The organism is Kitasatospora sp. RG8 (assembly GCF_017813315.1).
Classification (GTDB): Bacteria; Actinomycetota; Actinomycetes; order Streptomycetales; family Streptomycetaceae; genus Kitasatospora.
Genome location: NZ_JAGIYX010000023.1, coordinates 79,044 through 99,554, shown reverse-complemented (window position 1 = coordinate 99,554; position 20,511 = coordinate 79,044). Strand labels below are relative to the sequence as shown.

Sequence of the window (20,511 nt, the reverse complement as noted above, 5' to 3'; positions counted from 1 at the left end):
GTCCCTTCGGAGCAATCGGTAGCGCACCGCCGGCTCGGCGGCTCGGCACACCCAGAAGCTACGACCGCCCCGGCCACCCGCGTTTGCGCCCTGCGCCCACGAGTTGGCACGACAGCGCACAACCGACCGGACCCACTACCCACCCCACCTGCACGCACCGCGCTGACAGACTCGACCGGCGCGAGACCGGCCGCTGGCCCGGAGCCCTCCGCCCGACCCCCGACGACAACCGCGACGAGGTCCTCATGCTCCTCACCCCACTCCGACCCCAGCCCCCTCCGGACGACGCCACCCGGCCCCACCCCGCACCGGACTCCCCCGGCCGCCACCTGCGGCTCGCACGCTGACCCACCCTCGAAAACGGCAAAAGCCCCGCAGGTCAGGACCGGACGGGCGCACGTAGGAACGTCCACTCGCACCCACGTCGTACACCCCCATGCGTGGTCCCGCACCGGTCCCGCAGATCCACCGGCTCGTAGCCGGCCTCAGCACGAAACTCCCCTTCCCCGTGCACCCTGCGATCCCCCGTTGCGCCCTTGATCCGCCGCATCGATCAATGGCCCGTCAGACCCTGAGTCATTCGCAGGGCTATCGATCGGGAAATTCGCATCTCCAACCGAGGGTCAGTTCACTGGCACGCACGAGCAGGTCTTCACCGGGGCCGGGGCTGTTGCGGATCCCGTGATCAGCGAGCCACGGTTCTGAAGGCCGCGGCGATCTCATCGGCCTTGCGCCCCTGGGCGAGAAGGACGTGCAGGAGGAGCCGGGCCTTGTAGGCGTCGAGGTGGCCACCTCGGATGAGTCCGCGCCCGAGCAGATCCTTCTCCGAGCCGGGGAAGCTGTAAGTGGCCTCCAGGACAGGCCCGTTGCCGATGCGACTGGCGAGAATGACGGGGATCCGGGATGCGGTCGCCTCCAGGGTGGCCACGAAGTTCCGGGGGACGTGGCCGACGCCGAACGCGGCGACCACGAGTCCGTCGCAGGCTTCGGCCATGACGGCGAGCAGGGTGCCGTCGTCGCCGAGCGTCGCCGTGTACAGGCCGACGCGCGGTGTCGGCCCGGTGAGCGGCCCGGGGAACGTGGTGCGGGCGGCGAGCGGGCCGTGGAGGCGAACCCGGCCCTCGTAGAGCCGCCCCAGGGGGCCGGTGGCCGGGGAGGTGAACGCGGCGGGGCTGGTGCTGTGGGACTTGCGGACGGTGCGGGCCGCATGGATCTCGTCGCCGAGGACGACCACGGTGCCGGCGCCGTGCAGTTCCGAGGTTACGGCGGCGATGACGGCGGCGTGGATGTTCGCCGGGCCGTCCGCACCCGGCTGGGTGGGGTTGCGCATGGCCCCGGTGACGACGATCGGCTGATCGCCTGCGTGCAGGAGGTCGAGGAGGTAGGCGGTCTCCTCGATCGTGTCGGTGCCCTGGGTGACCACAGCTCCGTCGCAGCCGGCCTCGAAGGCGCCGGCGATGGCCTCAGACAGTGCGGTGAGGTCCTCGAAGCCGAGGGAGGCGCCGGGCAGGCGCCGGAAGTCGTGGACCTGCAGGTCGACGTCCAGGCCCTGCAGGGCGGGGACGGCGTCGAGGAGTTCCTGGGCGGACAGGGCCGGTACGACTCCGCCGGTCGCCGGATCGATGGTCATCGCGATCGTCCCGCCGAGGGAGAAGATGGCAACTGTCTTCGTGCGCAACGCCGTTGTCTCCCTGTCTGCGGTCTTTCCGCGAAGCGGTACGACCTCGTGGCCTTCGGGCAATCTATCGGTTCAGGTGGTGCGGCTGGAGGCGACGACCGGAAGCGGTGGACGTGGGACCTGTGCCGGCAGACCACGGCGACACCCGACGGCCTGATGGACAAGGGACCAAGGGCAAACGGCGTCAGACGGTGCCGCTGATCCCGGAGATCCGGAAGCTGTGTTCACCGGACCCCATGGCGGGCCGATCACCACCGCGGTCCTGCGGGACACGACGCACTTGGGACGAGGTGGTGGTCGCACTCGACTACGAGCACCTGCGCCGCCACGACCTGCGGCACACCGGGCCAACGTGGATGACCGATGCCGGGGCGCCGCTGCACGTCCTGCGGAAGACCGCCGGGCACGGATCGCTCACGACCACACACTGGTACCTGAACCCCCGACCGGCGCTCGATCGAGCTGGCCGGCGAGGCACTGAGCGCGCACCTCAGCAGACCCCGCCAGGCGCCTGGTCCCGAAGTGGTCCCGCCGGACTCCCCCGGCCGCCACCTGCGACTTGCACGCTGACCCTGCCTCGGAAACGGCAAAAGCCCCGCTGGCCTGGACTTCCGTCCAGTCAGCGGGGCTCCGACATCGCTGTCGGGACGACAGGATTTGAACCTGCGACCCCTTGACCCCCAGCGCCCGGCCCGAACGCGAGGCCATCACCGCCTGACCCCGGGGCGCGACCGGGACCCCCTTCCTCCGCACACCGGGCCTTGGTGCGCCGCCCCGGGGCGCCCCTCAGTGACACCGATGAACGCCACCTCGGCGCGGCGAGCCGCGCGCGGGGTGGCCGGCGTGGTCCACCGCCGACCACCCCGCGCCCCGGTGCGGTCGCGTTCGCGGCCGGGCGCGCGCACGGTTGACCCATGGGCATCGTGGTTCTGCTGGAACCGGTCGAGCCGCTGGACACCCTCGTCCTGGGGATCGGGACGACCAGGTCGATGCCATGTCGGTGCGGCGGGTACACGCCGCACCATCGGAGCCGAAGGCCACCGGCGGCCCGGGGGCGCTGACCGCGTGCGGAATGGACACCTCGTCCATGGTGGTCGACCGGTGGAGCCCGCAGCGGCCCGGACAGGGCTGGCATCCGCCGCGCTGGGCCGGGTACGTCTGCCTGACCTGCGACGCCGCCGCCCGCGCCTTCTGATCCGGGAGCGCGGCGGGCCGGCTCGGCCTAACGGGTTCCCGGCGGGCGGTCGCCGTGCTGCCCGGTGGTGTCGATGGCGTCGCGCAGGGCGGGCAGGTCGGTGAGGGCGGCCTGCTCGGCGAAGCGGGCCAGAAGCCGGCGCAGGACCCGCTCGTCGCGGTCGCGGACAGCTTCGGCGATGGCCGCCGCCAGCGACACCTGGGTATCGGGGTCGGGGGTGCGCACCTGCCGCGTGGCCTGCTGCCCTTCCACCGCTCGCCTCCCGTTCGTTCGTCGTCGTGGCCGCCGGACGCGGCGTCCTCCGTCCTGGCGCGGCTGCGGCGACCGGCCGCCCCGCCCTGCGCGGGGCGAAGAATACCTCCCCGACCGACAGCGCAAAATCTATGCCCGTCGGAGTAGACATTGCCGCACACCGTGGTTAGTGTTTCTCTCGTAGACGAGGTCAAGCGGTACCCGCCAGACACGAACTGGCGGGCAGCAGGAAAGAAGTTCGCAGGTCGGCACGGTTGCAGGGCCCTGAAGCCAGGGATGGTGCAGTAAGGCGACAGGACCGGTGGCCGGGCCGGGCGGCCCGCAGGTATCAGGGGCCGCCGCCCAGCAGTACCGCAGTTCAAAAGACGCGCCGGGCAGGTGGGCGTGAAGAAGGTGACGCAAAAGACGGCGCGGTAGCGGAGTTCCGGAGCCACAGCAGGTGCAGGACGGCGACGGGACTGGCGACCGGGCCGGGCGGCCCGCAGGTATCAGGGGCCACCACCGAGCGGTACCGCAGTTCGGTAAGTGCATTACCAGCAGGTGAAGTTGAGTTGCGCAGTACCGGCAGTCGCAGTACGCGGTATCCCAGTGAAGGCGTCCAAGACTGCGGGCGCGCGTGCTGGGAGTCCGGCAGTGGGGTTCCAAGCCGAGCGGTTGAGCAGGACGGGCGACGGGGCTGGCTGCCGGAACCGGCGGACCACCAGGACCGCCACAGCAGCACCGGGTAGTTGGCACTATCACGCAGTTCGCAGTACCAGCAGCACCGCAGTTCCGAGCAGGTCGCAGTACCCGGTAGTGGAAGTACCCGCAGTTCGCAGTAATCGGTCAGTACAGAGGATGAACGGAGGGGACAGAGCGCCATCAGGATCGCCCGGCCCGTGAGGCATCACCCGGGCGGATTCCGAAGACCCCAAGGCAAGGACGGTGGTTTCCGGTCACGCATACGCGATCCCCGCACGCCCCCTCCCCCGGGGCGAGGCGGACATGAGGAAGTCGGCCACAGGCCGACAGATGGTGTAAAACCCTTCGGGGCCCCGGGAGCCGCAACGGCCCCGGGGCCCCTCAGCGCGTCCCCGGACACAACAACCAGAAGAGGTGCAGTGACCACGGCAACCATCCGACCCCACACCCCCGACGCCGTCAGCTCGTTCGACGATGACGACTACCCCGCCTACACCATGGGCCGCGCCGCCGAGATGACCGGCACCACCCCCGGCTTCCTGCGCTCGCTCGGCGAGCAGGGCCTCATCACCCCCCTGCGCTCCGACGGCGGTCACCGCCGCTACTCCCGCTACCAGCTTCGGATCGCGATGCGCGCCCGCGACCTCGTCGACCAGGGCACCGCCATCGACGCCGCCTGCCGCATCATCATCCTCGAAGACCAACTCGAGGAAGCCCTGCGCATCAACGAGCAGCTCCGCCGCTCCCAACACGGCCAGGAACCCTCCGCCGACACCTGACCCAGCCATCCAGGCCGACGAAACCGGCCCGCGGTGAGCAGCAGGTGCTCCCGCAGGCCGCCCGGGACACGAGCCCCTCGGTTCCGGTTCGCCGGCCGACCCTTCTCCACCGGCCCGGCTGCCCGACACCCTGCCTCACGGCGCGGACCACGCAGACCGCTTCCGCGCAGGGGGATTCCAGGTTCGCGTGAGGCCGCACCGGCCCGGCGCATCCGCTGGTAGGGGCGAAGCGCGCTGCGGGCGGATACCGCGATGGCCGGCGCGTCGGCGCCGACGCGCCGGGCCTAGAAGCTGAGTAGGCCGATGGCGTGGCCGTCGTGGTCCACCACCGGCCACACGGCCAGGCCGCGGGAACGCATGGCGGCGGCCGCAGTGGCGGCGGGCATGTCGGCGGTGGCGAACGGGGCCCGGTCGAGGACGATGTCGCGCACCGGGGTGCGCTCGGTGGACCGGGAGCGGGTCTGGAACGGCGCCAGGTGCAGGCGGGTCAGCAGCCCCGCGCAGCGGCCGTCGTCGTCGCGGACCAGGAGGTGGTCGGCGCCGGAGCTCTGCAGGATGTCCATCGCCATGTCGACCATGACGTCGTCGCTGATCTGCAGCTCCGGACATTTCATGAGGTCGCCGACCGTGGCGGTGGCCGCGGGGCCTTCGAGGGTGATGGTCATGGGCAGACTCCTTCGCGTATCCACCGCCGGGGCCGGCGGTAGTCAGGGCACTGGCGGTGGGACGGCCGGCGGGTGTGCCGGAGCGGGCCGAGACTGCTCTGCGCTTGGTGGGTGGTGGGGGCCCGGACTGCGGCGGCAGTCCAGGCCCCCACGTACGCGCTAGGCGGCGAGGGCGACGCGGCGGGGTGCCCGGCGGCGGCGGCCGGAGGAGCCCTGATTGTCGCGGCCCGTGGCGGTTGCGCGGGCGTCGGCTCCCGCGTAGGCGGGGCGGCTGCGGCGGCCGCGGCTCGTGGACGCGCTGCGGCGGGGGCGTTCGACGACGAGGGCCGCGATCACGGTGGGGATGCCGGTGGGCACGCGGGCGCCGGTGATGCGGGCCAGTTCCTCGTCGCCGGCGCTGACCCGGGTGGTGACGGGGGTGATGGCGGCCGTGGTCATCATGCGGGCCATCTCGCGGCGCTGGTTGGGCAGCACCAGCGTGACGACGGTGCCGGACTCCCCCGCGCGGGCGGTGCGCCCGCCGCGGTGCAGGTAGTCCTTGTGGTCGCTGGGCGGGTCCAGGTTGACGACCAGGTCGAGCCCGTCGACGTGGATGCCGCGAGCGGCGACGTTGGTCGCGATCAGCGCGGTGACCTGGCCGTTGCGGAACTGCTCCAGGGTGCGGGTGCGCTGGGGCTGGGACTTGCCGCCGTGCAGGGCCGCGGCCTTCACCCCGTTCGCGAGGAGGTCCTCCACCAGGCGGTCCGCGCCGTGCTTGGTGTCGATGAACATGATCACCCCGCCGTCACGGGAGGCGATGTGGGCGATCGTGGCGTTCTTGTCGAAGTTCTGCACGTGCAGCACGTGGTGCTCCATGGTGCTGACCGCACCCGCCGACGGGTCAACCGAGTGCGTGACCGGATCCTTCAGGAAGCGCCGCACCAGGCGGTCGACGTTGCGGTCCAGGGTCGCGGAGAACAGCATCGTCTGGCAGCCCTCGGCGACCTGGGCGAGGAGTTCGGTGACCTGCGGCAGGAAGCCCATGTCGGCCATCTGGTCGGCCTCGTCGAGCACCGTGATGCCGACCCCGTCCAGCTGGCAGTCGCCCCGCTGGATCAGGTCCTTGAGCCGGCCCGGGGTGGCCACCACGACCTCCGCCCCCCGGTTCAGCGCCTGCGCCTGGCGTCCGATCGACATTCCGCCCACCACCGTCGCCATCCGCAGCCGAACCGCGTGGGCGAACGGGGTGAGGGCATCGGTGACCTGCTGCGCGAGCTCACGGGTGGGAACCAGCACCAGGGCCAGCGGCCGGCGCGGCTCGGCCTTCTGCCCGGCGGTGCGGGCCAACACGGCGAGACCGAACGCGATGGTCTTGCCGGAGCCCGTACGGCCACGCCCCAGGACGTCACGGCCGGCCAGCGAGTTCGGCAGCGTGGCGGCCTGGATCGGGAACGGCGTGGTGACGCCCTGGCGGGTCAGCACCGACAGCAGCGCCTTCGGCATGTCCATCTCGCCGAACGCCTCGACGGCCGGCAGCGCCGGGGTGGTGCTCACCGGCATCGCGAACTCGCCCTGAGCGGACGAGCCCTGACGGAAGCTCCGGCCGCCGGCGGGCCGGTCGCCGTAGAAGGAGCTGCCGCCGGAGCGGGATCCGTAGGAGCGGGCGGAGGCCGAGGAGCGGGAGTTGGTGTTCTGGTACGGGGAGCGACTGGAACGGTTCATGCGAAACCTTCCTGGGACGGCACGTCGCGAGGCGACTCCGCAGCGCGGGGCGCCAGCAGGAGATCGCCAGGGAACGGGCCGAAAGTATGGGGAGCGGGGCGTGGACGGTGAAACCGTGCGGCACGTCACCTCAGGTCGACGCTCACCGCGGAGGGCGGGAGCGAAGATCCTCGAACCGTGGGGTGTCACGGCAGGGCGCCGATCCGGACGCGGCGCTGGGCGTCTCGCGTGGGGATGGCCGCCGGTGGCGGAGCCAGGGGGCCTGAACGGCCGGGGAATGCGTGGTGGAGCAATGACGAGGGGCCCGCACCGGGCATCATGTACGCGGTGCGGGCCCCTCGCTACCAGGCGGGTGCCGTGGCAGAAACTACAGCGGACGAATGTTCTCGGCCTGCGGGCCCTTCTGACCCTGCGTGACGTCGAACTCGACCTTCTGGCCCTCGAGCAGCTCACGGAAGCCGTTGGCGTTGATGTTCGAGTAGTGGGCGAACACGTCAGGACCGCCACCCTCCTGCTCGATGAAGCCGAAGCCCTTTTCCGCGTTGAACCACTTCACAGTGCCATTAGCCATAAAGAAATCTCCTTCAAGGGGCTGTCCGAAACCCGCACAGCGCGCGTTTCGAGTCGCCGCGATGAGCACCCACCCGGGGAAGAGCCGGGAAACAAAAAGGCGCCTGCGATACATCAGCAGGCGCACACAAAGTTCATGGGAACCACTACTGCAACTAAAACGACTCTAGCAGGCCCCAGCCCGCCACGGGCGGATATTTCACCCCCGGTTCCGCGAGACCCCTTCCCCAGAGCCGCCGATCGCGAGGCACCGCGACCATCAACACACATGGAGAGCAGCCTCGTTGAGCATGCCTCCCGCCCTGTCGGCGCCGCCGACTCCAGGGATGGAGAGGGCGGCCGACTCGGGCGCGGAGCGCCTGCCCTGGCCGCGAACAGCGAAGCGCCCCGCCCGCCGGCGCCAGTCGAACTCCGAAATTGAATGCGCCGGAAGGACCTGCTCTCGCGATTTCCGGTGCATACTGCAGGGAATGACGAAATCTGCAGCAGTCCGCCGCGTCCTGCCCACCAGCCCCTTCAAGGCCCGGATCGAAGCACCGCGCAAGCACTTCGCCGTCGGCGACCGCGTCACTCACGACCAGTACGGCCTCGGCCGGGCCATCGGCGTGGAAGGCGACAGCGACATCGCGGTACTCGTCGACTTCGGATCGCGGCGGGAACGCATCACCCAGCCCTACGCCGCCATGTTCAAACTCTGACCCAGGACTCACGCGTTCTCGGCCGAGCGCGCCGCACCGCGCATGGCGCGGAGACACCGCCGCGCGCCCCTGGGTCATCGCGCCGGTCCGCCGTCCAGGAGCGCGCACCCAACCAGGTCGAACAGGCACCCCCGATCCCGTCCCGGGCCGCACCGGCGACAAACTTGAACAGTACGTGACACATCGTCACCGATGGCCGACCACGGGGTGGGTAGGGCGATGAACTCCGCGCGTGGATGACAAACATCTGTTTGAGTCCGTCTGCGAAGTGCTCTCCCGCCGAGGGTTCGAGCCGGCACCGCCGCAGGCAGCCGGACTCTCCGTCCGACTGCGTCCGAGGACCGGCCTCGTACTGGGATGGCGACCGGGTGAGGACCTGATCGGACCCACCCTCCACGCCTGCCCGCATCCCGACCACGCCGCCGGGCGCACCGAGTTCCGCGGCATCCGGACCGCGCTCATGCTGGCCCTGTCGGAGGTCCTCGGCGATGCGGGCTTCACCGTCACCGCCCTCGGCGACGACCTGATCGTCACCGCCGGCCCACACGATCCGGGCACTGCCCCGACCTCCCGGCCGCTCCCACCTGCTCCGCACCGCGGCGCAGCCGGTCGGCACGTCAGGTCGCCGCCGTGTAGCGCCCAGCGTGCGGCCGACGACAAGCCCGTGGTCGCTATGGCCGCTGCCCCAGGCGCATGGGGCCGGGGAAGCCGCGCATAGTCACCGAGGTTTTCATCACGAGCCGATCCTGCCAGGCCAGCATCGGCACGCGTAACTATCGTGCGCGCCCAGCGAACAGCGGAGCCGGGTCCTCCCTTGGCCGCTGCCCGGGCCAGCCATTCCTGAGCCGCGGCAAGCCCCTGCGAGCCGTAGAAGCAGTTCCATGCGAGGACCATCGCGGTGGCTTCCAGGTCCGTGTCGGCCACCTCATCCATGGCCGGGGCCAGTACGGCCACCGCCTCGTCGGCGCGGCCGAGCTCGCCGAGGGCGGTGCCGAGCAGCAGTGCGGCCCGCGGGTCGAAGCCCTGCCGCAGTGCCGCTTCGGCCAACTGCCTTATCCGGTCGCGGTCGTGGGCGTAGTACGCCAGAGCGGCCGCGCGCAGCAGCAACTCGGCGCCGCGCTCCTCCTGTCCGCCCCCGCGCAGGCCGGGGTGATCGTCCCGCAGGTCCACCAGGCCGGCATCATCATGGACGACGCAGCCGTCTTCCCGCCCGGACCCACCGTCACTGCTTCGGTCTGTGTCCCGACCGCAGGCGAACGGGGGCGCCACCGCTCGGTGGCGCCCCCGTTCTGCCCGCCGCGCGAAAGCCGGACGCCCGGCGTCGCCCGGCCTATATCCACACGCATGCTCGGGCGCCTCATCGTGGACCTCCTCACCGCGTCGGCGAACAGACCGTCATCGGGGCGGGCATCGGGGCGGCCGCGCTGACCGTGCCCAGCCTTGCCGGCTCACTGCGAGCTGTCCTCGACGACTCTCTCGGCGGAGTGTCCGGGTCAGCTCCGGTCGGGGAGGCGGGGCGTGGGGCGGCCGTTGACGTTCGGGTCTGCGACCGATGCGCCGGTCGTCGAAGCCGTCGAAGTCGCTGTGGGCGCCGCGGAGTGCTGGAGGGACCGTAGGATGGCCAGCCCCTGGCTGGCGATGCCGGCCGCGATCTGGTTTACCCCGTCGGTGCCGTTCAGGACGGTCAGATCGGCGCCCGCCATGCCCCGGGCCGCCGCGTCGGCGAGTGCGGGGAGGGCCTCCACGATCCTGTTGGCCGCGATCAGCTCCTGGTTGCCGTCCCGCAGTGACGCCGCGCGGGCGGCGTTGGCGTCCGCCTGGGCCTGGGCCAGGGTCCGTTCGGTGTAGGCGCCGGCGTCGGCCTCGAACTTCACCCGGTCGCGGTCCGCCTCGGCCAGCGTCCGCTTCCGGTAGGCCTCGGCGTCGGCGGGGCGCCGCACCTCCGCCTCCAGCCGCTGCGCCGTGAGCGCCGCATTGCGCTGCGCGAGGGCGGTCTGTTCCTCGGTGACCTCCTGGGTGGCCCGTGCCTCGGCGAGCGGCCCGGCCTGGGCGGCGCGCGCCCTGGACTGCTCGGTCTCCGCGAGGAAGCCGGCCCGCTTGATCGCGGTGTCCCGCTCGTACTCGGCCTTGAGCGCGGCGGCCTGCTGCTCCCGTTCGCTCGCCTCCTGGTCAGCCTTGGCCTGGGCGATCCGGGCCTGACTGGCCACCGCCGCCGCGTGCGGCGCGGCGAGGTTGTTGATGTAGCCGGTGGCGTCCTCGATCTCCTGGATCTGCAGGGCGTCCACCACGATGCCGAGCTTCTCCATCTCGCCGTGACTGCCCGCCATGACTTCCTGGGCGACCCGGCTACGTTCCCTGATGATCTGTTCCACGGTCAGCCCACCGATGATGGAGCGCAGGTGGCCTGCGAATATCCGTCCGACCAGTTCCTGCATCTGGTTCTGCTCGGACAGGAAGCGCCGGGCCGCGTTGGCGATCGACACGGCGTCGTCGCCGACCTTGAAGACACAGACCGCGCGGACGGTGAGCCGGATGCCCTGCTGGGTGACGCAGTCCTCGGCGATCTCCGCCTCCTGCAGGGCCAGGGACAGCATGCGGGCCTTCTGCTTGACGGGAACGACGAAGCTCCCGTGGCCCGTGACGATCCGGAACTGGGTGTCCTGCGACTGCCGCTTGGAACCGGAGATGAGCATGGCCTCGTTGGGCGCGGGCACGTGCCAGAACAACATGACGAACCACCTGACCTGCAACAGCTCGACGAGGGCCGCGGGGCCGCCGGACTCAGGGCGGCAACGGCTCGACGAGCACCGACCGGGCGGAGATCGTGTCGATCACGACCACCCGGGTGTTGACCGCGATCGGCCCGGCGGACCAGGCCGCGAACACCTCCGACCCGCCGCGCAGGCCGACCAACACCTCGCCCGGCCCGTCCGCCGGGATCGGCACCGTCACCCTCCCGACGGCTCCAACCGGGCTCTGCTGGGAGTCATCGGCCGCGTACATGACACCTCGTGCCGTGAGACACGACGGCGCAGTGGGCGGCCGGAACACGAACGGCCACGGGCGGCACCCCTCCTGGAGGCACCGGGCCCCCGGTCGAGTCCTTCGGCAGAATGCCTGCGAGCAGCGCGCGCGGCGCGACCGCCCCGACCCCACCCACGGTACTCCGGCCGCCGCAGGGAGGCGTTTCTCGGGTACCCGGCTCGGATCTCCTGCCCGGGAGTCCCGGCCCGGAGCCGACCGGGCCCGGCTCGAAGGCTGGGCCACCAACCGCCCGGATCGGCGGATTTCCGGGCCACCCGGATGACGTCGACACCGTCGTCAAGGCGGCGGGCGAGCGCTACACAGCGCTGCTCCCGTCGTTCGATGACCTGCGGCCGCGCCAGGCCCTGCTGCCGACGCCGGCGGCCCCGGCGCGCCGATGGCGTGTGGCTGCGGTCCAGTCGAGTGGGCCTGTCGTACGGTCGAGGTCGCAGACCGGTGTCCACGCTGATCCGGTCCCGGTCCCAACCCGCCTCCCTCCCCCGGGTGGCTGGGCTTCACTGTGACCGCCGCGGAACCGGGCCTGCCCGGCACTGCCCGCCGGGTGGGACGGGGCGGCCGCACTGCCTCTCGACGGCTTCGGCTCGCGCGGGTCGCGGCGGGGGGCGTACACCGGAGACATGGCCCGCGCCGACGGCACCGCGAGAATCGATTCCGGCGACGACGCGCCGGAGCTGTGCGACGAGTGCGGGCTGCTGGCCCCAGCGCGGGAACTGGTGGTGCTGCGGGTGCCGGACTCCTCCCCGGTGGACACCGATCCGCGCTTCGACGGCGAGCGGCTGCTGCACGCGTGCTGTGAGCCGCACCTGGTGCGCCTCGCCGCCGGCTACCGGCGCCGTCCGTTCGTGGTCGAGGAGCTGTGAGCGGGGCAGATCACCCGGGCGGTGCGTCTACTCGGCCCGCTGGACGAGAAAGAGATGTACGACCGTGTGGTCGTGATGACCGGCCTCGACGAGGCCGCGATGCCCACCATCAATCCGGCCCGGTCCACGGGCGTCAGGACGCCGGGGTTGCGCCTGGACCGCTCGGGCTGGTCGGGGATCCGGGGCCCGCCGGGCTGGCGGCATGCGGAGGGTGTGGGGCAATGAGCGCGAGGAATTCGCGGACGGCGAAGGCGGCGAGGATGACGGCGGCGAACCAGAAGACGACCATGCCGTCTGAGTGGGACCAAAAGACGAAGATCAGCCCTGCGATCAGGAGGATTTGCCACGCCGATCCAGCCCTCCAGCTCCGCACGAACGGCTCGACGGGTCCGGCACGGAAGCCGGCGGAGTCAGCGGCGGAGCGCAGACCCGCCATGGCGTTGCTACCGGCCGTGCGGATGGTGACGGCAGCCCGGGAGGGCCCGATGAAGCCGCTCGCGGCGGGGGTCAGGTACGCCTCCCCCACCAGGTCGGTGATGCCGGTGTCGGCGAACTCAATCTCCGCGTGGCACTGCTCACGGTACGGAGGAGGCACCCGCGCCCGGCCCGCCCCAACGGCGGGCCCTCAGCTCTCAGGCGCCGCTGCCGTCCCGGAGCGCTCCCGAGCACTGGGCCCAGATGACGAAGACGTCGATAGCGATCAGGCTCAGCCCGGCGAGCACGACGCCGAGGCCCGCGCGCCCAGACCGCGCCGCTGAACAGCGCGATGCCGGCGAGAAGGATGACGATGCCGAGGATGAGATGAATCCAGCCCCAGCCGGTCACGCTGAGCAGGAAAATGTAGTTCGTCGTCCGGACGAGCAAGTCGTCCTTGGCAATGGCGGCGCCCCCCTCGATGATCGCCATGACTCCGCTGAAGATCATCAGGACTGCGGCGAAGACAATCCAGCCGGACCGTAGCGGATGCCGTGAGGAGCCCGGGACGGCGCTGCCGGCCGGGGGCTGGTTGTGGGTACTGGCCATCGGGGCCTCCCTGGCCGAGGGAACCGTCCGACCTTCGGATCGAACCGGCCGTCGGGCTCGGAATCCAGGCTTCCACGGCCCTTCCAATGCCGCGCGCAGGACTGGAGCGGGAACCTGGGCTACCGCTGCCCTCGCTCCGCGTATCGGTGGCACCCCGGTGATGTTCGCCTTCCTGGCAGGGGTTTCCGGTGCGGCAGCGATCCTCGCACTGGCCACCGCAGGCATGCGCATGGCCGACGACGGCCGCTCAGTCAGTGATCGATGACCAGCCGGGTGCCGGAGTTCGGGCAGCCATGCGGTCCACCAGCGCCTACTCCTCCTCAGTGGCGGATCCAGCAGCGGAAGGGTGGACCGGACGGCTGCCGTTGAAGGGTGCGAACCAGTCGTCCGCGCTCATCGGAGCGGCACCGAGGAGCGCGGCAGCGGGGTCCTGGCCGATCCCATCGAGGGCAGGCTCGTAGAGCCATTCGTGGTCCGGGTCCTCGTACACGTTCTCGCGGAAGGAGCCCAGCGTCTCCTGAACTCCGCCAGCCAGCAGACCGTGGATATCGAGGGTCGCCTCGGTGGTCTCCAGGAGAAGCCGAAGCAGCAGTTCCTCCGCGACGCTGCTGAGTTGCGAGAATCCCCCTCGGCACAGACGGCCGGTCAGGTCCACGGCGGTGACCAGCAGCTTGCGCGCGAAGAGCGGCGTATAGAGGTGAGCGAACTGGAGTGGCAGCCCTTCGAGTTGGAGCAGGCCCCCCTCGCACTGGGCGACATTGGGGTTGTCGCCGAGGCTGTCGATGTCCTCGAAGAGCTCATCCAGCAGGATGTCGATGGAGTAGAAGATCGCGCCGGCTGCGAGCTCGGCGTCCTCACGCGCCACATGGAACTCTTCGTCGGACTCCTCCTCGTCCTCCTCGTCCTCCATGTCCTCCATGTCCTCCGCGGTCAGGTGCCCGAAGGTCGCGAGGCCAACGCCGGCGAGTTGAGGCGCGAGCGCGCGCATGGTCGCCCGCATCCTCTCTCGGTCCTCGTCACTCAGTGCGGGCTGCGAGCTGCGTCTGGCGAGGTCTTGTGGTGCGTGGCAGCACGGACGGCCGGATCGGATGCGGGCGCGTCGGGACCGTCGGCCGCTTCCAGGCTCTCCTTGGCAGAGTCGAGGTGCAGCTCGACCTCGCACCTCTGGATGGACCCGCCGGCGAGCGTCTCGGTGTGTTCCAGGATCTCGCCGATCACGGCTTCGATGGCGGCCTCGGCATCCTCCAGGGAGGGCGCGTCAACGAAGACCTTCAACAGCGCGCCTTCGGGGTGGACGCCGATGAAGTGATCGGTGATCTCGACGATCCCGCCCTCCTTCCCCTCGATGGCTTCGACCGCGTCGAGTCCCTCGCGCAGGAGATGGATGACGCCCGCCCGCTGCAGCGGGTCGAGTTCAGGGGTGCCTTCGCGCCGGCAGGTGTCCACGGTGACCGCGTAGCTCATGACACCAGCCTGCCCCACCCCGCCGATACCGCGGGACGAAAATCCCCAACCGGCAGCGCACTTGGCGGCAAACCGACCACCAGCCCGCCCGAACAGCGCTGGCCGCCCCACAGAGACCAGTATCCGAAAGCGGCATGAAAGAACGTCAGGGAACGGAACCGTGCCATGCCCCGGCTTACGACCACCCAACGATCACCAACAGAAAAGGCCGCTCCCACCATCCGGTGGAAACGGCCTCTGACCTGCGACTTCACAGTCGGGACGACAGGATTTGAACCTGCGACCCCTTGACCCCCAGCGGCCGCATCAAGGATTTCTACGTCCATCCAGTCCATGTGGTCCTGCAAACGTCCAGGTCAGCGCGCTTGCCTCCGGTCGACCCGACTGGGTCTGTGACTAATGTGTGACAGGGCGAGCTGCCCGACAGGCCGCCTCAAAGGGCACCAGGAGGCCGCAGAGCGTCGCTCACTCCCTGATGAGGCCATGACCAATAAGCCGCGAAGCGCCCGCCTACTGGACCTACACAGCCCCACAGGGACGCGTACAACCAAGGGACGCGGGAGCCGGCAAGGGGTCGAATCCATGAGGAGCTCCCGCACCCCAGCGCTGAGCCTAGCGACCCTCTACGGCGAGGTCTGGTTCAGGATGCACTCGGCCCACGAACGATGCAGGGTCGAGGAGAGGACGCGTTGGTCGGGAGGTCGGATACATGGCTACGCCACGTGAGGTTCTTGGTGTCAGCGCACTTGCTGCACTGCTTCTTGCTGGCTTAGTGGTCTGCGTCGTAAGTCCTTCGGGGGTTGACTTCGAGACTGGGCATCGGCGTTCTCGTGGTGGGTGGCCGACATGTGGTACCGAGGGAGTTCTCGGGGGTGGTGGCACTGCAGGTGGGCGGGAGGGTGTCTGATCGGAGGCTGGCTCGCCTCGTCGCGGGTGCGCTCAGCGTGGGACTGCGGGGGTGTGGCATCGGCGGTCAGGCGTCGGGGCGTGCCTCGAGGAATGCGAGGGCGCTCACCACGAACGCGTCGTGGAACTGGAAGATCCCGCCGTGTCCGGCGTCCGGGTAGAGGGGGACGAGTTCGCCCCGGGGCAGTCGTGCGGCGAGGTCGAGGGTGTTCTCGCTCGGCACCATCCGGTCGCTCTCGCCGTTGGCCACCAGGACCGGCTGGTGGATGCGGGACATGTCGGCCGGCGCCTGCAGGCCCCATCGGTGGATGGCCTTGAGCTGGGAGAGATAGGAGATGGGGGAGATCGCCTTGTCCCGGTGTTGCGTTCGCTCCTTCAGCCGGGCCAGGAACTCCTTGCCGGCCCGGCGTCCGTTCGCGGTACGGGTGAAGAAGAGGTACTGCTTCGGATCTTGGAGGGTGAGCAGTGCTCGGAGGGTGTCGAGGTGGGAGATCCGGGTCACGTTCTTAATACCCTTGCCACCGGCGGGTCCTGTGCCCGCGAGGATCAGCCTGCGAACGAGTTGCGGTTCGTTCTGTGCGATCACCTGGGCGACCATCCCGCCCATCGAGAAGCCGAGGATGTCCACCTGGTCGAGCTCGAGTGCCCGGATGAAGGTGACGGCGTCGTCGGCCATTTTCTCGATGGTCTTGGGTGTCGAACCGGTGGACGCGCCGACGCCCCTGTTGTCGAACGTGATCACCCGGTGCCTGGCGGCGATGCCGTCGACGACACGGGGATCCCAGTTGTCGAGTACCGCGGCAAGATGGGTGAGGAAGATCACCGGGATGCCGGACCGGGGGCCGAGGTCGCGGTAGGCGAAGGTCACTTGGTCGGCGGTGACGGTGCGGGTCGGTGCGTCCCGGTAGGACATCACCGTGCCGCCGCTACCTTCATGTGTGTCGTTCATGGGTGTGCCCTTCGGTCTCGGATCTACCGCGGCCTCGCTCCGGCCGCTTCGTCCTCGCGGGTGTGCGCAGGACGGCTTCCCGGTCTTCCGACTGCGGGCGCGGGGCCGACGGCCGGATGAGTGGGAGGGGCGCGCGGTGCACCTCTGGTCGATTCCTGTGGTGGCGGGGAGGGGGGATCCACTCGTCTGCCGAGGCCGGCCGGTCAGGTGGAGGCGGGGACCGGCCGGCAGACCTCACTCCATCGCGATGACGACTTTGCCGGCCTTCGCGCGGCCCTTCTCGGCGTACTCCATGGCGTCGCGGGTCCGGTCGAAGGGGAAGACCCGGTCGACGACGGGGTGGATCTGCCCGGCGTCGACGAGCCGGGTGAGTTCGCGCAGCTGGCCGCCGTCGGCCTTCATGAACAGGAACGAGTAGGTGACGCCGTGGCGCTTGGCACGGCGCCGGGTCCTGAAGCTCAGCGCGTTCATCGCCTGCCGCAGGAGCGGGTTTGCGCCGAGCTCGCGGGCGAAGTCCGCGTCGGGCGGCCCGGCGATGCTGATGACCTTCCCGCCAGGCTTAAGGACCCGCAGCGACTTCTCCAGGGTCTCGCCGCCGAGGGTGTCCAGGACGACGTCGTAGCCGTCCAGGAGCTGCTCGAAGTCCTGGGCGCGGTAGTCGATGACCACGTCCGCGCCGAGTTCCTTGACCAGGCCGGCGTTGGCCGCGCTCGCGGTGGTGGCCACATGTGGGCCCAGGTGCCTGGCCAGCTGGAGGGCGATGGTGCCCACTCCGCCGGAGCCCGCGTGGATCAGGACTTTCTGGCCCGCCCGGACCTGCGCCTTCTCTACCAGCGCCTGCCAGGAGGTGAGGGCGACCAGCGGGAGGGAGGCGGCCTGCGCCATGGTGAGGACGGCGGGTTTGGGGGCCAGGTCGTCCTGGTGGACGGCGATGAGTTCGGCGAAGGTGCCGATGCGATCCTTGTCGGGCCGGGCGTAGACCTCGTCGCCCACCGCGAAGCGGGTGACCGACGAGCCGACCCGGACCACCACTCCGGCGAGGTCGTTGCCCAGGACGAGCGGAAGGCGGTACGGCAGGATCCTCTTGAAGGCGCCGTCGCGGATCTTGAAGTCCAGCGGGTTGACGCTCGCCGCGTGGATCTCGACCAGGACATCCTCGGGACCCGGCTGCGGATCGGGCAGCTCGGCGGCGTGCACCGCCGACTGGTCGCCGTACTTCTCGATCAGGTAGGTCTTCATCTCTCCGTCTCCGTGTCCCGTCCGTACCCGAACGCGATCTCCGCTCGCTTCCGGGCCTGCCCCGGTACGAGCCACTTTCTGCTAGTCACTGCTGGTTCACGGCGCCCCACGCCGATGCGGCGGAGTGCTTCTCACGCCGCGTTCGGCGACGTGGCCAGGCTCTGCTTGACGTACCGGGTGGTCTCGTCGGCGAGGACCTCGGGCAGGCCCGCCTCCACGGCGGACAGGGCCTGGGTGGCGACCTCGGCGGGGTTTGCCTTCTGGTCGGCGGGAACGCCGGCGGCCATGTCGGTGTCCATGTACCCGACGTGCAGCGCCGTCACCGTGATGCCGCGGGGCGCCAGTTCCTCTCGGACCGCGCCGGTCAGCGCCCATGCCGCCGCCTTCGCCGCAGCGTATGCGCCGAGGCCGGCCGGGTGCAGCCAGGACAGGACCGACAGCACGTTGAGCACGCCGCCGCCGCCGTTGGACTCGATGACCGGGGCGAAAGCCCGCGTCACGGCGAGAGGGCCGAAGAAGTTCACCTCCATTTCCAAGCGCACCGCGTCCGGGCTGCCCGCGATCAGCGGCGTTCCGGTCGAGATGCCCGCGTTGTTGACCAGCAGCGTCGCGTCGGCGGCGATGCGGGCCGCCGCCCGGATCGACTCCGCGTCGGTAACGTCCAGCCGCAGCGGGACGACGCCCGGAAGGTCCACCGTCTCGGGGCGGCGGGCCGCCGCGTACACCTTGGCCCCGCGCTCCACGAGCTGGGCGGCAAGATGCCGCCCGAGCCCCCGGTTGGCGCCAGTGACCACCGCGACCGCGTTCTTCAGTTCCATGAGCACTCCCGACGTAGTGGGCGGCAGCTGACCGCCCACTATAGATTTCATCCAACATCTAAAATGGAGTCTAGAATAGATTCGACTCGACATCCAACTGAGAGGGTGACCGATGGGCCGCGTATCGCAGGCACAGGCACGGGACAACCGCCGACGGGTCGTGGAGACCGCCTCCCGGCTCTTTCGGGAACAGGGCACCCACGTCAGCGTCGCCGACCTCATGAAGGCCTCCGGCCTGACCCACGGCGGCTTCTACAAGCAGTTCACCTCCAAGGAGGCACTCGTCGACGAAGCCACCGCCCACGCCTTCGCCGAACTCGCCCGCCACCACAAGGACGGCCTCGACCAGTACGCCGGACAGCGCGACGCCGCCCAGCGGGCGCTGATCGACACCTACCTCTCCACCGAGCACCGCGACAGCGCCGCGGACGGCTGCCCCGCCGCCGCACTCGCCGGCGACATGGCCCGCGACGGCGCAGACGGCGAGGCCCGCCGCGTCTACACCCAGGGAGTCGGCGACTTCGCCGACTGGCTCGCCACCGAGGACCAGGACGGCATCACCCGGCTCTGCACCATGCTCGGCGCACTCATCCTGTCCCGCGCCACCAAGGGCTCCCCGCTCTCCGAGAAGATCCTCACCACCGCACGCGAGGCACTGACGGCCACCAACTGACCAAAGACGCGGTACAGGGCGGCACCGCGCAGGAAGGGCGCGTGCCGTCGACCTACCGTCATCCACTTCTCGCGATCGGCCTGCCTGCCTTGCCCGTTCCCTCGGCCTGCCCGATAACCCTGACCGCCTCCGAGCGGGAGCGGTTGAAGAAAATGGCCTACGGCCACAGGACCGAGCACCGGATCCGGCAGCGCGCCCACGTCGTGCTGCACGCGGCCCGGGGCCGGTCCAACGCCCGCATCGCCCGTGAGACCGGGCTGCACCTGGACACCGTCCGTACGTGGCGCGGCCGCTTCGCCGCATCTCGGCTGCCCGCCCTCGGCGACCTCAAGCGGTCCGGCCGTCCCGCCTCCTTCACGCCGCTGCAGGCTGCCCAGGTCAAGGCCCTCGCCTGCCAGTTGCCCGCCGAGAGCGGCACACCGCTCGCACGCTGGTCGGCCCCGGAACTGGCGCGCAAGGCGGTCGCCCGGGCCATCGTCGGCACAATCTCCGCCTCCACCGTGCGGCGCTTTCTCAAGCAGGACGCGCTCAAGCCCTGGCAGTACCAGTCCTGGATCTTCATCACCGACCCCGCCTTCCGCCCCAAGGCCGAGCGCCTCCTTGACCTGTACGCCCGCACCTGGCAGGGCGAGGCGCTCAGTGCGGACGAGTACGTGATCAGTGCCGACGAGAAAACCTCAGTCCAGGCCCGCTGCCGCTGTCACCCCACCCTGGCCCCCGGGCAGGCCAGGACGATGCGGGTGAACCACACCTACGGCCGCGGCGGGGCCCTGGCCTATCTCGCCGCCTACGACGTCCACCACGCGAAGGTCTTCGGCCGCTGCGAGCCAACCACTGGCATCTCCCCCTTCATGGCCCTGGTCAACCAGGTCATGAGCCAGGAGCCGTACGCTAGCGCGAAGCGCGTGTTCTGGGTCGTGGACAACGGCTCCTCCCACCGCGGCCGAAAAGCCGCCGACCGGCTGGCATCGGCCCACCCGACCGCCGTGCTCGTCCACACCCCCGTCCACGCCTCCTGGTTGAACCAGGTGGAGATCTTCTTCTCCGTCGTCCAACGCAAGGTCGTCTCACCCAGCGACTTCACCGACCTGAAGCAGGTCTCGGACCGGCTCCGAGCATTCGAAGACCGCTACAACGCCACGGCACAGCCGTTCCAGTGGAAGTTCACCACCTCCGACCTGAACGATTTACTGGCCAGGCTCGACCGACATGCCGCCGATCACCCAGAAGAATCCTCCACAGCCCTCACAACCTGACCAACCCCCGAAGGAATTGCGACGCCGACCACTTAGTTGCCTGCGGCTCGGGTGGGGAG

The 20,511-nt window shown here is 70.3% G+C and carries 21 protein-coding genes and 1 pseudogene; 9 read left to right on the top strand and 13 right to left on the bottom strand.

The genetic code is table 11. The annotated features are described in order from the left end of the window. Positions 1-685: 685 nt before the first annotated feature. A complete protein-coding gene (locus J5Y04_RS28755; protein WP_305852875.1) occupies positions 686-1,678 on the bottom strand; it encodes an asparaginase in 993 nt (330 codons plus the stop codon). Between the two features lie 236 nt (positions 1,679-1,914). On the opposite strand from J5Y04_RS28755, the gene J5Y04_RS28750 reads away from it, so the two are divergent. Both J5Y04_RS28750 and J5Y04_RS43005 read left to right on the top strand, forming a co-directional pair. Further along, positions 1,915-2,355 (top strand): tyrosine-type recombinase/integrase, encoded by a 441-nt coding sequence (locus J5Y04_RS28750; protein ID WP_245205633.1) that lies wholly within the window; start codon positions 1,915-1,917, stop codon positions 2,353-2,355. Positions 2,356-2,750: 395 nt separating this feature from the next. Further along, positions 2,751-2,873, top strand: a complete 123-nt coding sequence (locus J5Y04_RS43005; protein ID WP_256463568.1) for a hypothetical protein — start codon at positions 2,751-2,753, stop codon at positions 2,871-2,873. Positions 2,874-2,900: 27 nt separating this feature from the next. On the opposite strand, the gene J5Y04_RS28745 is transcribed toward J5Y04_RS43005, so the two are convergent. Further along, a complete protein-coding gene (locus J5Y04_RS28745) occupies positions 2,901-3,125 on the bottom strand; it encodes a hypothetical protein (protein WP_209415313.1) in 225 nt (74 codons plus the stop codon). A 1,178-nt stretch (positions 3,126-4,303) separates the two neighbouring features. Here J5Y04_RS28745 and J5Y04_RS28740 point away from each other — a divergent pair. Then, positions 4,304-4,585: a MerR family transcriptional regulator gene (locus J5Y04_RS28740; RefSeq protein WP_209415364.1), complete on the top strand. Its 282-nt coding sequence runs from the start codon at positions 4,304-4,306 to the stop codon at positions 4,583-4,585. 284 nt (positions 4,586-4,869) lie between these two features. On the opposite strand, the gene J5Y04_RS28735 is transcribed toward J5Y04_RS28740, so the two are convergent. The 3 genes from J5Y04_RS28735 to J5Y04_RS28725 all read right to left on the bottom strand — a co-directional run bounded on the left by J5Y04_RS28735 (position 4,870) and on the right by J5Y04_RS28725 (position 7,522). Next, on the bottom strand, positions 4,870-5,250 hold the full coding sequence (locus tag J5Y04_RS28735; protein ID WP_209415312.1) for a CBS domain-containing protein: 381 nt from the start codon (positions 5,248-5,250) through the stop codon (positions 4,870-4,872). A gap of 159 nt (positions 5,251-5,409) precedes the next feature. Then, entirely contained in the window at positions 5,410-6,951 is a 1,542-nt protein-coding gene (locus tag J5Y04_RS28730; RefSeq protein ID WP_209415311.1) for a DEAD/DEAH box helicase, read from the bottom strand. Positions 6,952-7,318: 367 nt separating this feature from the next. Further along, a complete protein-coding gene (locus tag J5Y04_RS28725; RefSeq protein ID WP_030918248.1) occupies positions 7,319-7,522 on the bottom strand; it encodes a cold-shock protein in 204 nt (67 codons plus the stop codon). Positions 7,523-7,991: 469 nt separating this feature from the next. On the opposite strand from J5Y04_RS28725, the gene J5Y04_RS28720 reads away from it, so the two are divergent. Then, on the top strand, positions 7,992-8,219 hold the full coding sequence (locus J5Y04_RS28720; protein WP_209415310.1) for a hypothetical protein: 228 nt from the start codon (positions 7,992-7,994) through the stop codon (positions 8,217-8,219). 693 nt (positions 8,220-8,912) lie between these two features. Further along, a complete protein-coding gene (locus J5Y04_RS28715) occupies positions 8,913-9,647 on the top strand; it encodes a hypothetical protein (RefSeq protein ID WP_209415309.1) in 735 nt (244 codons plus the stop codon). A 65-nt stretch (positions 9,648-9,712) separates the two neighbouring features. On the opposite strand, the gene J5Y04_RS28710 is transcribed toward J5Y04_RS28715, so the two are convergent. Together J5Y04_RS28710 and J5Y04_RS28705 are read right to left on the bottom strand one after the other, a co-directional pair. Continuing rightward, a complete protein-coding gene (locus J5Y04_RS28710; RefSeq protein ID WP_209415308.1) occupies positions 9,713-10,948 on the bottom strand; it encodes an SPFH domain-containing protein in 1,236 nt (411 codons plus the stop codon). A 52-nt stretch (positions 10,949-11,000) separates the two neighbouring features. Then, a complete protein-coding gene (locus tag J5Y04_RS28705; RefSeq protein ID WP_209415307.1) occupies positions 11,001-11,222 on the bottom strand; it encodes a hypothetical protein in 222 nt (73 codons plus the stop codon). A gap of 659 nt (positions 11,223-11,881) precedes the next feature. On the opposite strand from J5Y04_RS28705, the gene J5Y04_RS28700 reads away from it, so the two are divergent. Both J5Y04_RS28700 and J5Y04_RS28695 read left to right on the top strand, forming a co-directional pair. Beyond that, positions 11,882-12,124: a hypothetical protein gene (locus J5Y04_RS28700; protein ID WP_209415306.1), complete on the top strand. Its 243-nt coding sequence runs from the start codon at positions 11,882-11,884 to the stop codon at positions 12,122-12,124. Between the two features lie 21 nt (positions 12,125-12,145). Further along, complete coding sequence (locus J5Y04_RS28695; protein WP_209415305.1) at positions 12,146-12,349, top strand: hypothetical protein; 204 nt, start codon at positions 12,146-12,148, stop codon at positions 12,347-12,349. Positions 12,350-12,756: 407 nt separating this feature from the next. Here the strand turns inward: J5Y04_RS28695 and J5Y04_RS42230 are convergent. The 6 genes and pseudogenes from J5Y04_RS42230 to J5Y04_RS28665 all read right to left on the bottom strand — a co-directional run bounded on the left by J5Y04_RS42230 (position 12,757) and on the right by J5Y04_RS28665 (position 18,523). Further along, positions 12,757-13,147 (bottom strand): annotated as a pseudogene (locus tag J5Y04_RS42230) (hypothetical protein). A 310-nt stretch (positions 13,148-13,457) separates the two neighbouring features. Continuing rightward, a complete protein-coding gene (locus tag J5Y04_RS28685) occupies positions 13,458-14,135 on the bottom strand; it encodes a hypothetical protein (RefSeq protein ID WP_209415303.1) in 678 nt (225 codons plus the stop codon). Positions 14,136-14,167: 32 nt separating this feature from the next. Further along, complete coding sequence (locus J5Y04_RS28680; RefSeq protein ID WP_209415302.1) at positions 14,168-14,611, bottom strand: hypothetical protein; 444 nt, start codon at positions 14,609-14,611, stop codon at positions 14,168-14,170. Positions 14,612-15,584: 973 nt separating this feature from the next. Further along, positions 15,585-16,466, bottom strand: coding sequence for an alpha/beta fold hydrolase (locus J5Y04_RS28675; protein ID WP_209415301.1), 882 nt, complete (start codon positions 16,464-16,466; stop codon positions 15,585-15,587). Between the two features lie 234 nt (positions 16,467-16,700). Then, complete coding sequence (locus J5Y04_RS28670; protein WP_209415300.1) at positions 16,701-17,705, bottom strand: NADP-dependent oxidoreductase; 1,005 nt, start codon at positions 17,703-17,705, stop codon at positions 16,701-16,703. A gap of 131 nt (positions 17,706-17,836) precedes the next feature. Beyond that, entirely contained in the window at positions 17,837-18,523 is a 687-nt protein-coding gene (locus J5Y04_RS28665) for an SDR family oxidoreductase (protein ID WP_033824401.1), read from the bottom strand. A 112-nt stretch (positions 18,524-18,635) separates the two neighbouring features. Here J5Y04_RS28665 and J5Y04_RS28660 point away from each other — a divergent pair, with 112 nt between their 5' ends. Next, entirely contained in the window at positions 18,636-19,196 is a 561-nt protein-coding gene (locus J5Y04_RS28660) for a TetR/AcrR family transcriptional regulator (RefSeq protein ID WP_209415299.1), read from the top strand. 41 nt (positions 19,197-19,237) lie between these two features. Continuing rightward, positions 19,238-20,452 (top strand): IS630 family transposase, encoded by a 1,215-nt coding sequence (locus J5Y04_RS28655; protein WP_307853345.1) that lies wholly within the window; start codon positions 19,238-19,240, stop codon positions 20,450-20,452. Positions 20,453-20,511: the final 59 nt, after the last annotated feature.

Excerpts from the sequence above, each read along its gene's own strand:
- J5Y04_RS28750 (WP_245205633.1), top strand. The coding sequence starts at position 1,915 with ATGGCGGGCCGATCACCACCGCGGTCCTGCGGGACACGACGCACTTGG.
- J5Y04_RS43005 (WP_256463568.1), top strand. The coding sequence starts at position 2,751 with ATGGACACCTCGTCCATGGTGGTCGACCGGTGGAGCCCGCAGCGGCCC.
- J5Y04_RS28740 (WP_209415364.1), top strand. The coding sequence starts at position 4,304 with ATGGGCCGCGCCGCCGAGATGACCGGCACCACCCCCGGCTTCCTGCGC.
- J5Y04_RS28735 (WP_209415312.1), bottom strand. The coding sequence starts at position 5,250 with ATGACCATCACCCTCGAAGGCCCCGCGGCCACCGCCACGGTCGGCGAC.
- J5Y04_RS28730 (WP_209415311.1), bottom strand. The coding sequence starts at position 6,951 with ATGAACCGTTCCAGTCGCTCCCCGTACCAGAACACCAACTCCCGCTCC.
- J5Y04_RS28725 (WP_030918248.1), bottom strand. The coding sequence starts at position 7,522 with ATGGCTAATGGCACTGTGAAGTGGTTCAACGCGGAAAAGGGCTTCGGC.
- J5Y04_RS28720 (WP_209415310.1), top strand. The coding sequence starts at position 7,992 with ATGACGAAATCTGCAGCAGTCCGCCGCGTCCTGCCCACCAGCCCCTTC.
- J5Y04_RS28715 (WP_209415309.1), top strand. The coding sequence starts at position 8,913 with ATGGGGCCGGGGAAGCCGCGCATAGTCACCGAGGTTTTCATCACGAGC.
- J5Y04_RS28710 (WP_209415308.1), bottom strand. The coding sequence starts at position 10,948 with ATGTTGTTCTGGCACGTGCCCGCGCCCAACGAGGCCATGCTCATCTCC.
- J5Y04_RS28705 (WP_209415307.1), bottom strand. The coding sequence starts at position 11,222 with ATGTACGCGGCCGATGACTCCCAGCAGAGCCCGGTTGGAGCCGTCGGG.
- J5Y04_RS28700 (WP_209415306.1), top strand. The coding sequence starts at position 11,882 with ATGGCCCGCGCCGACGGCACCGCGAGAATCGATTCCGGCGACGACGCG.
- J5Y04_RS28685 (WP_209415303.1), bottom strand. The coding sequence starts at position 14,135 with ATGCGCGCGCTCGCGCCTCAACTCGCCGGCGTTGGCCTCGCGACCTTC.
- J5Y04_RS28680 (WP_209415302.1), bottom strand. The coding sequence starts at position 14,611 with ATGAGCTACGCGGTCACCGTGGACACCTGCCGGCGCGAAGGCACCCCT.
- J5Y04_RS28675 (WP_209415301.1), bottom strand. The coding sequence starts at position 16,466 with ATGAACGACACACATGAAGGTAGCGGCGGCACGGTGATGTCCTACCGG.
- J5Y04_RS28670 (WP_209415300.1), bottom strand. The coding sequence starts at position 17,705 with ATGAAGACCTACCTGATCGAGAAGTACGGCGACCAGTCGGCGGTGCAC.
- J5Y04_RS28665 (WP_033824401.1), bottom strand. The coding sequence starts at position 18,523 with ATGGAACTGAAGAACGCGGTCGCGGTGGTCACTGGCGCCAACCGGGGG.
- J5Y04_RS28660 (WP_209415299.1), top strand. The coding sequence starts at position 18,636 with ATGGGCCGCGTATCGCAGGCACAGGCACGGGACAACCGCCGACGGGTC.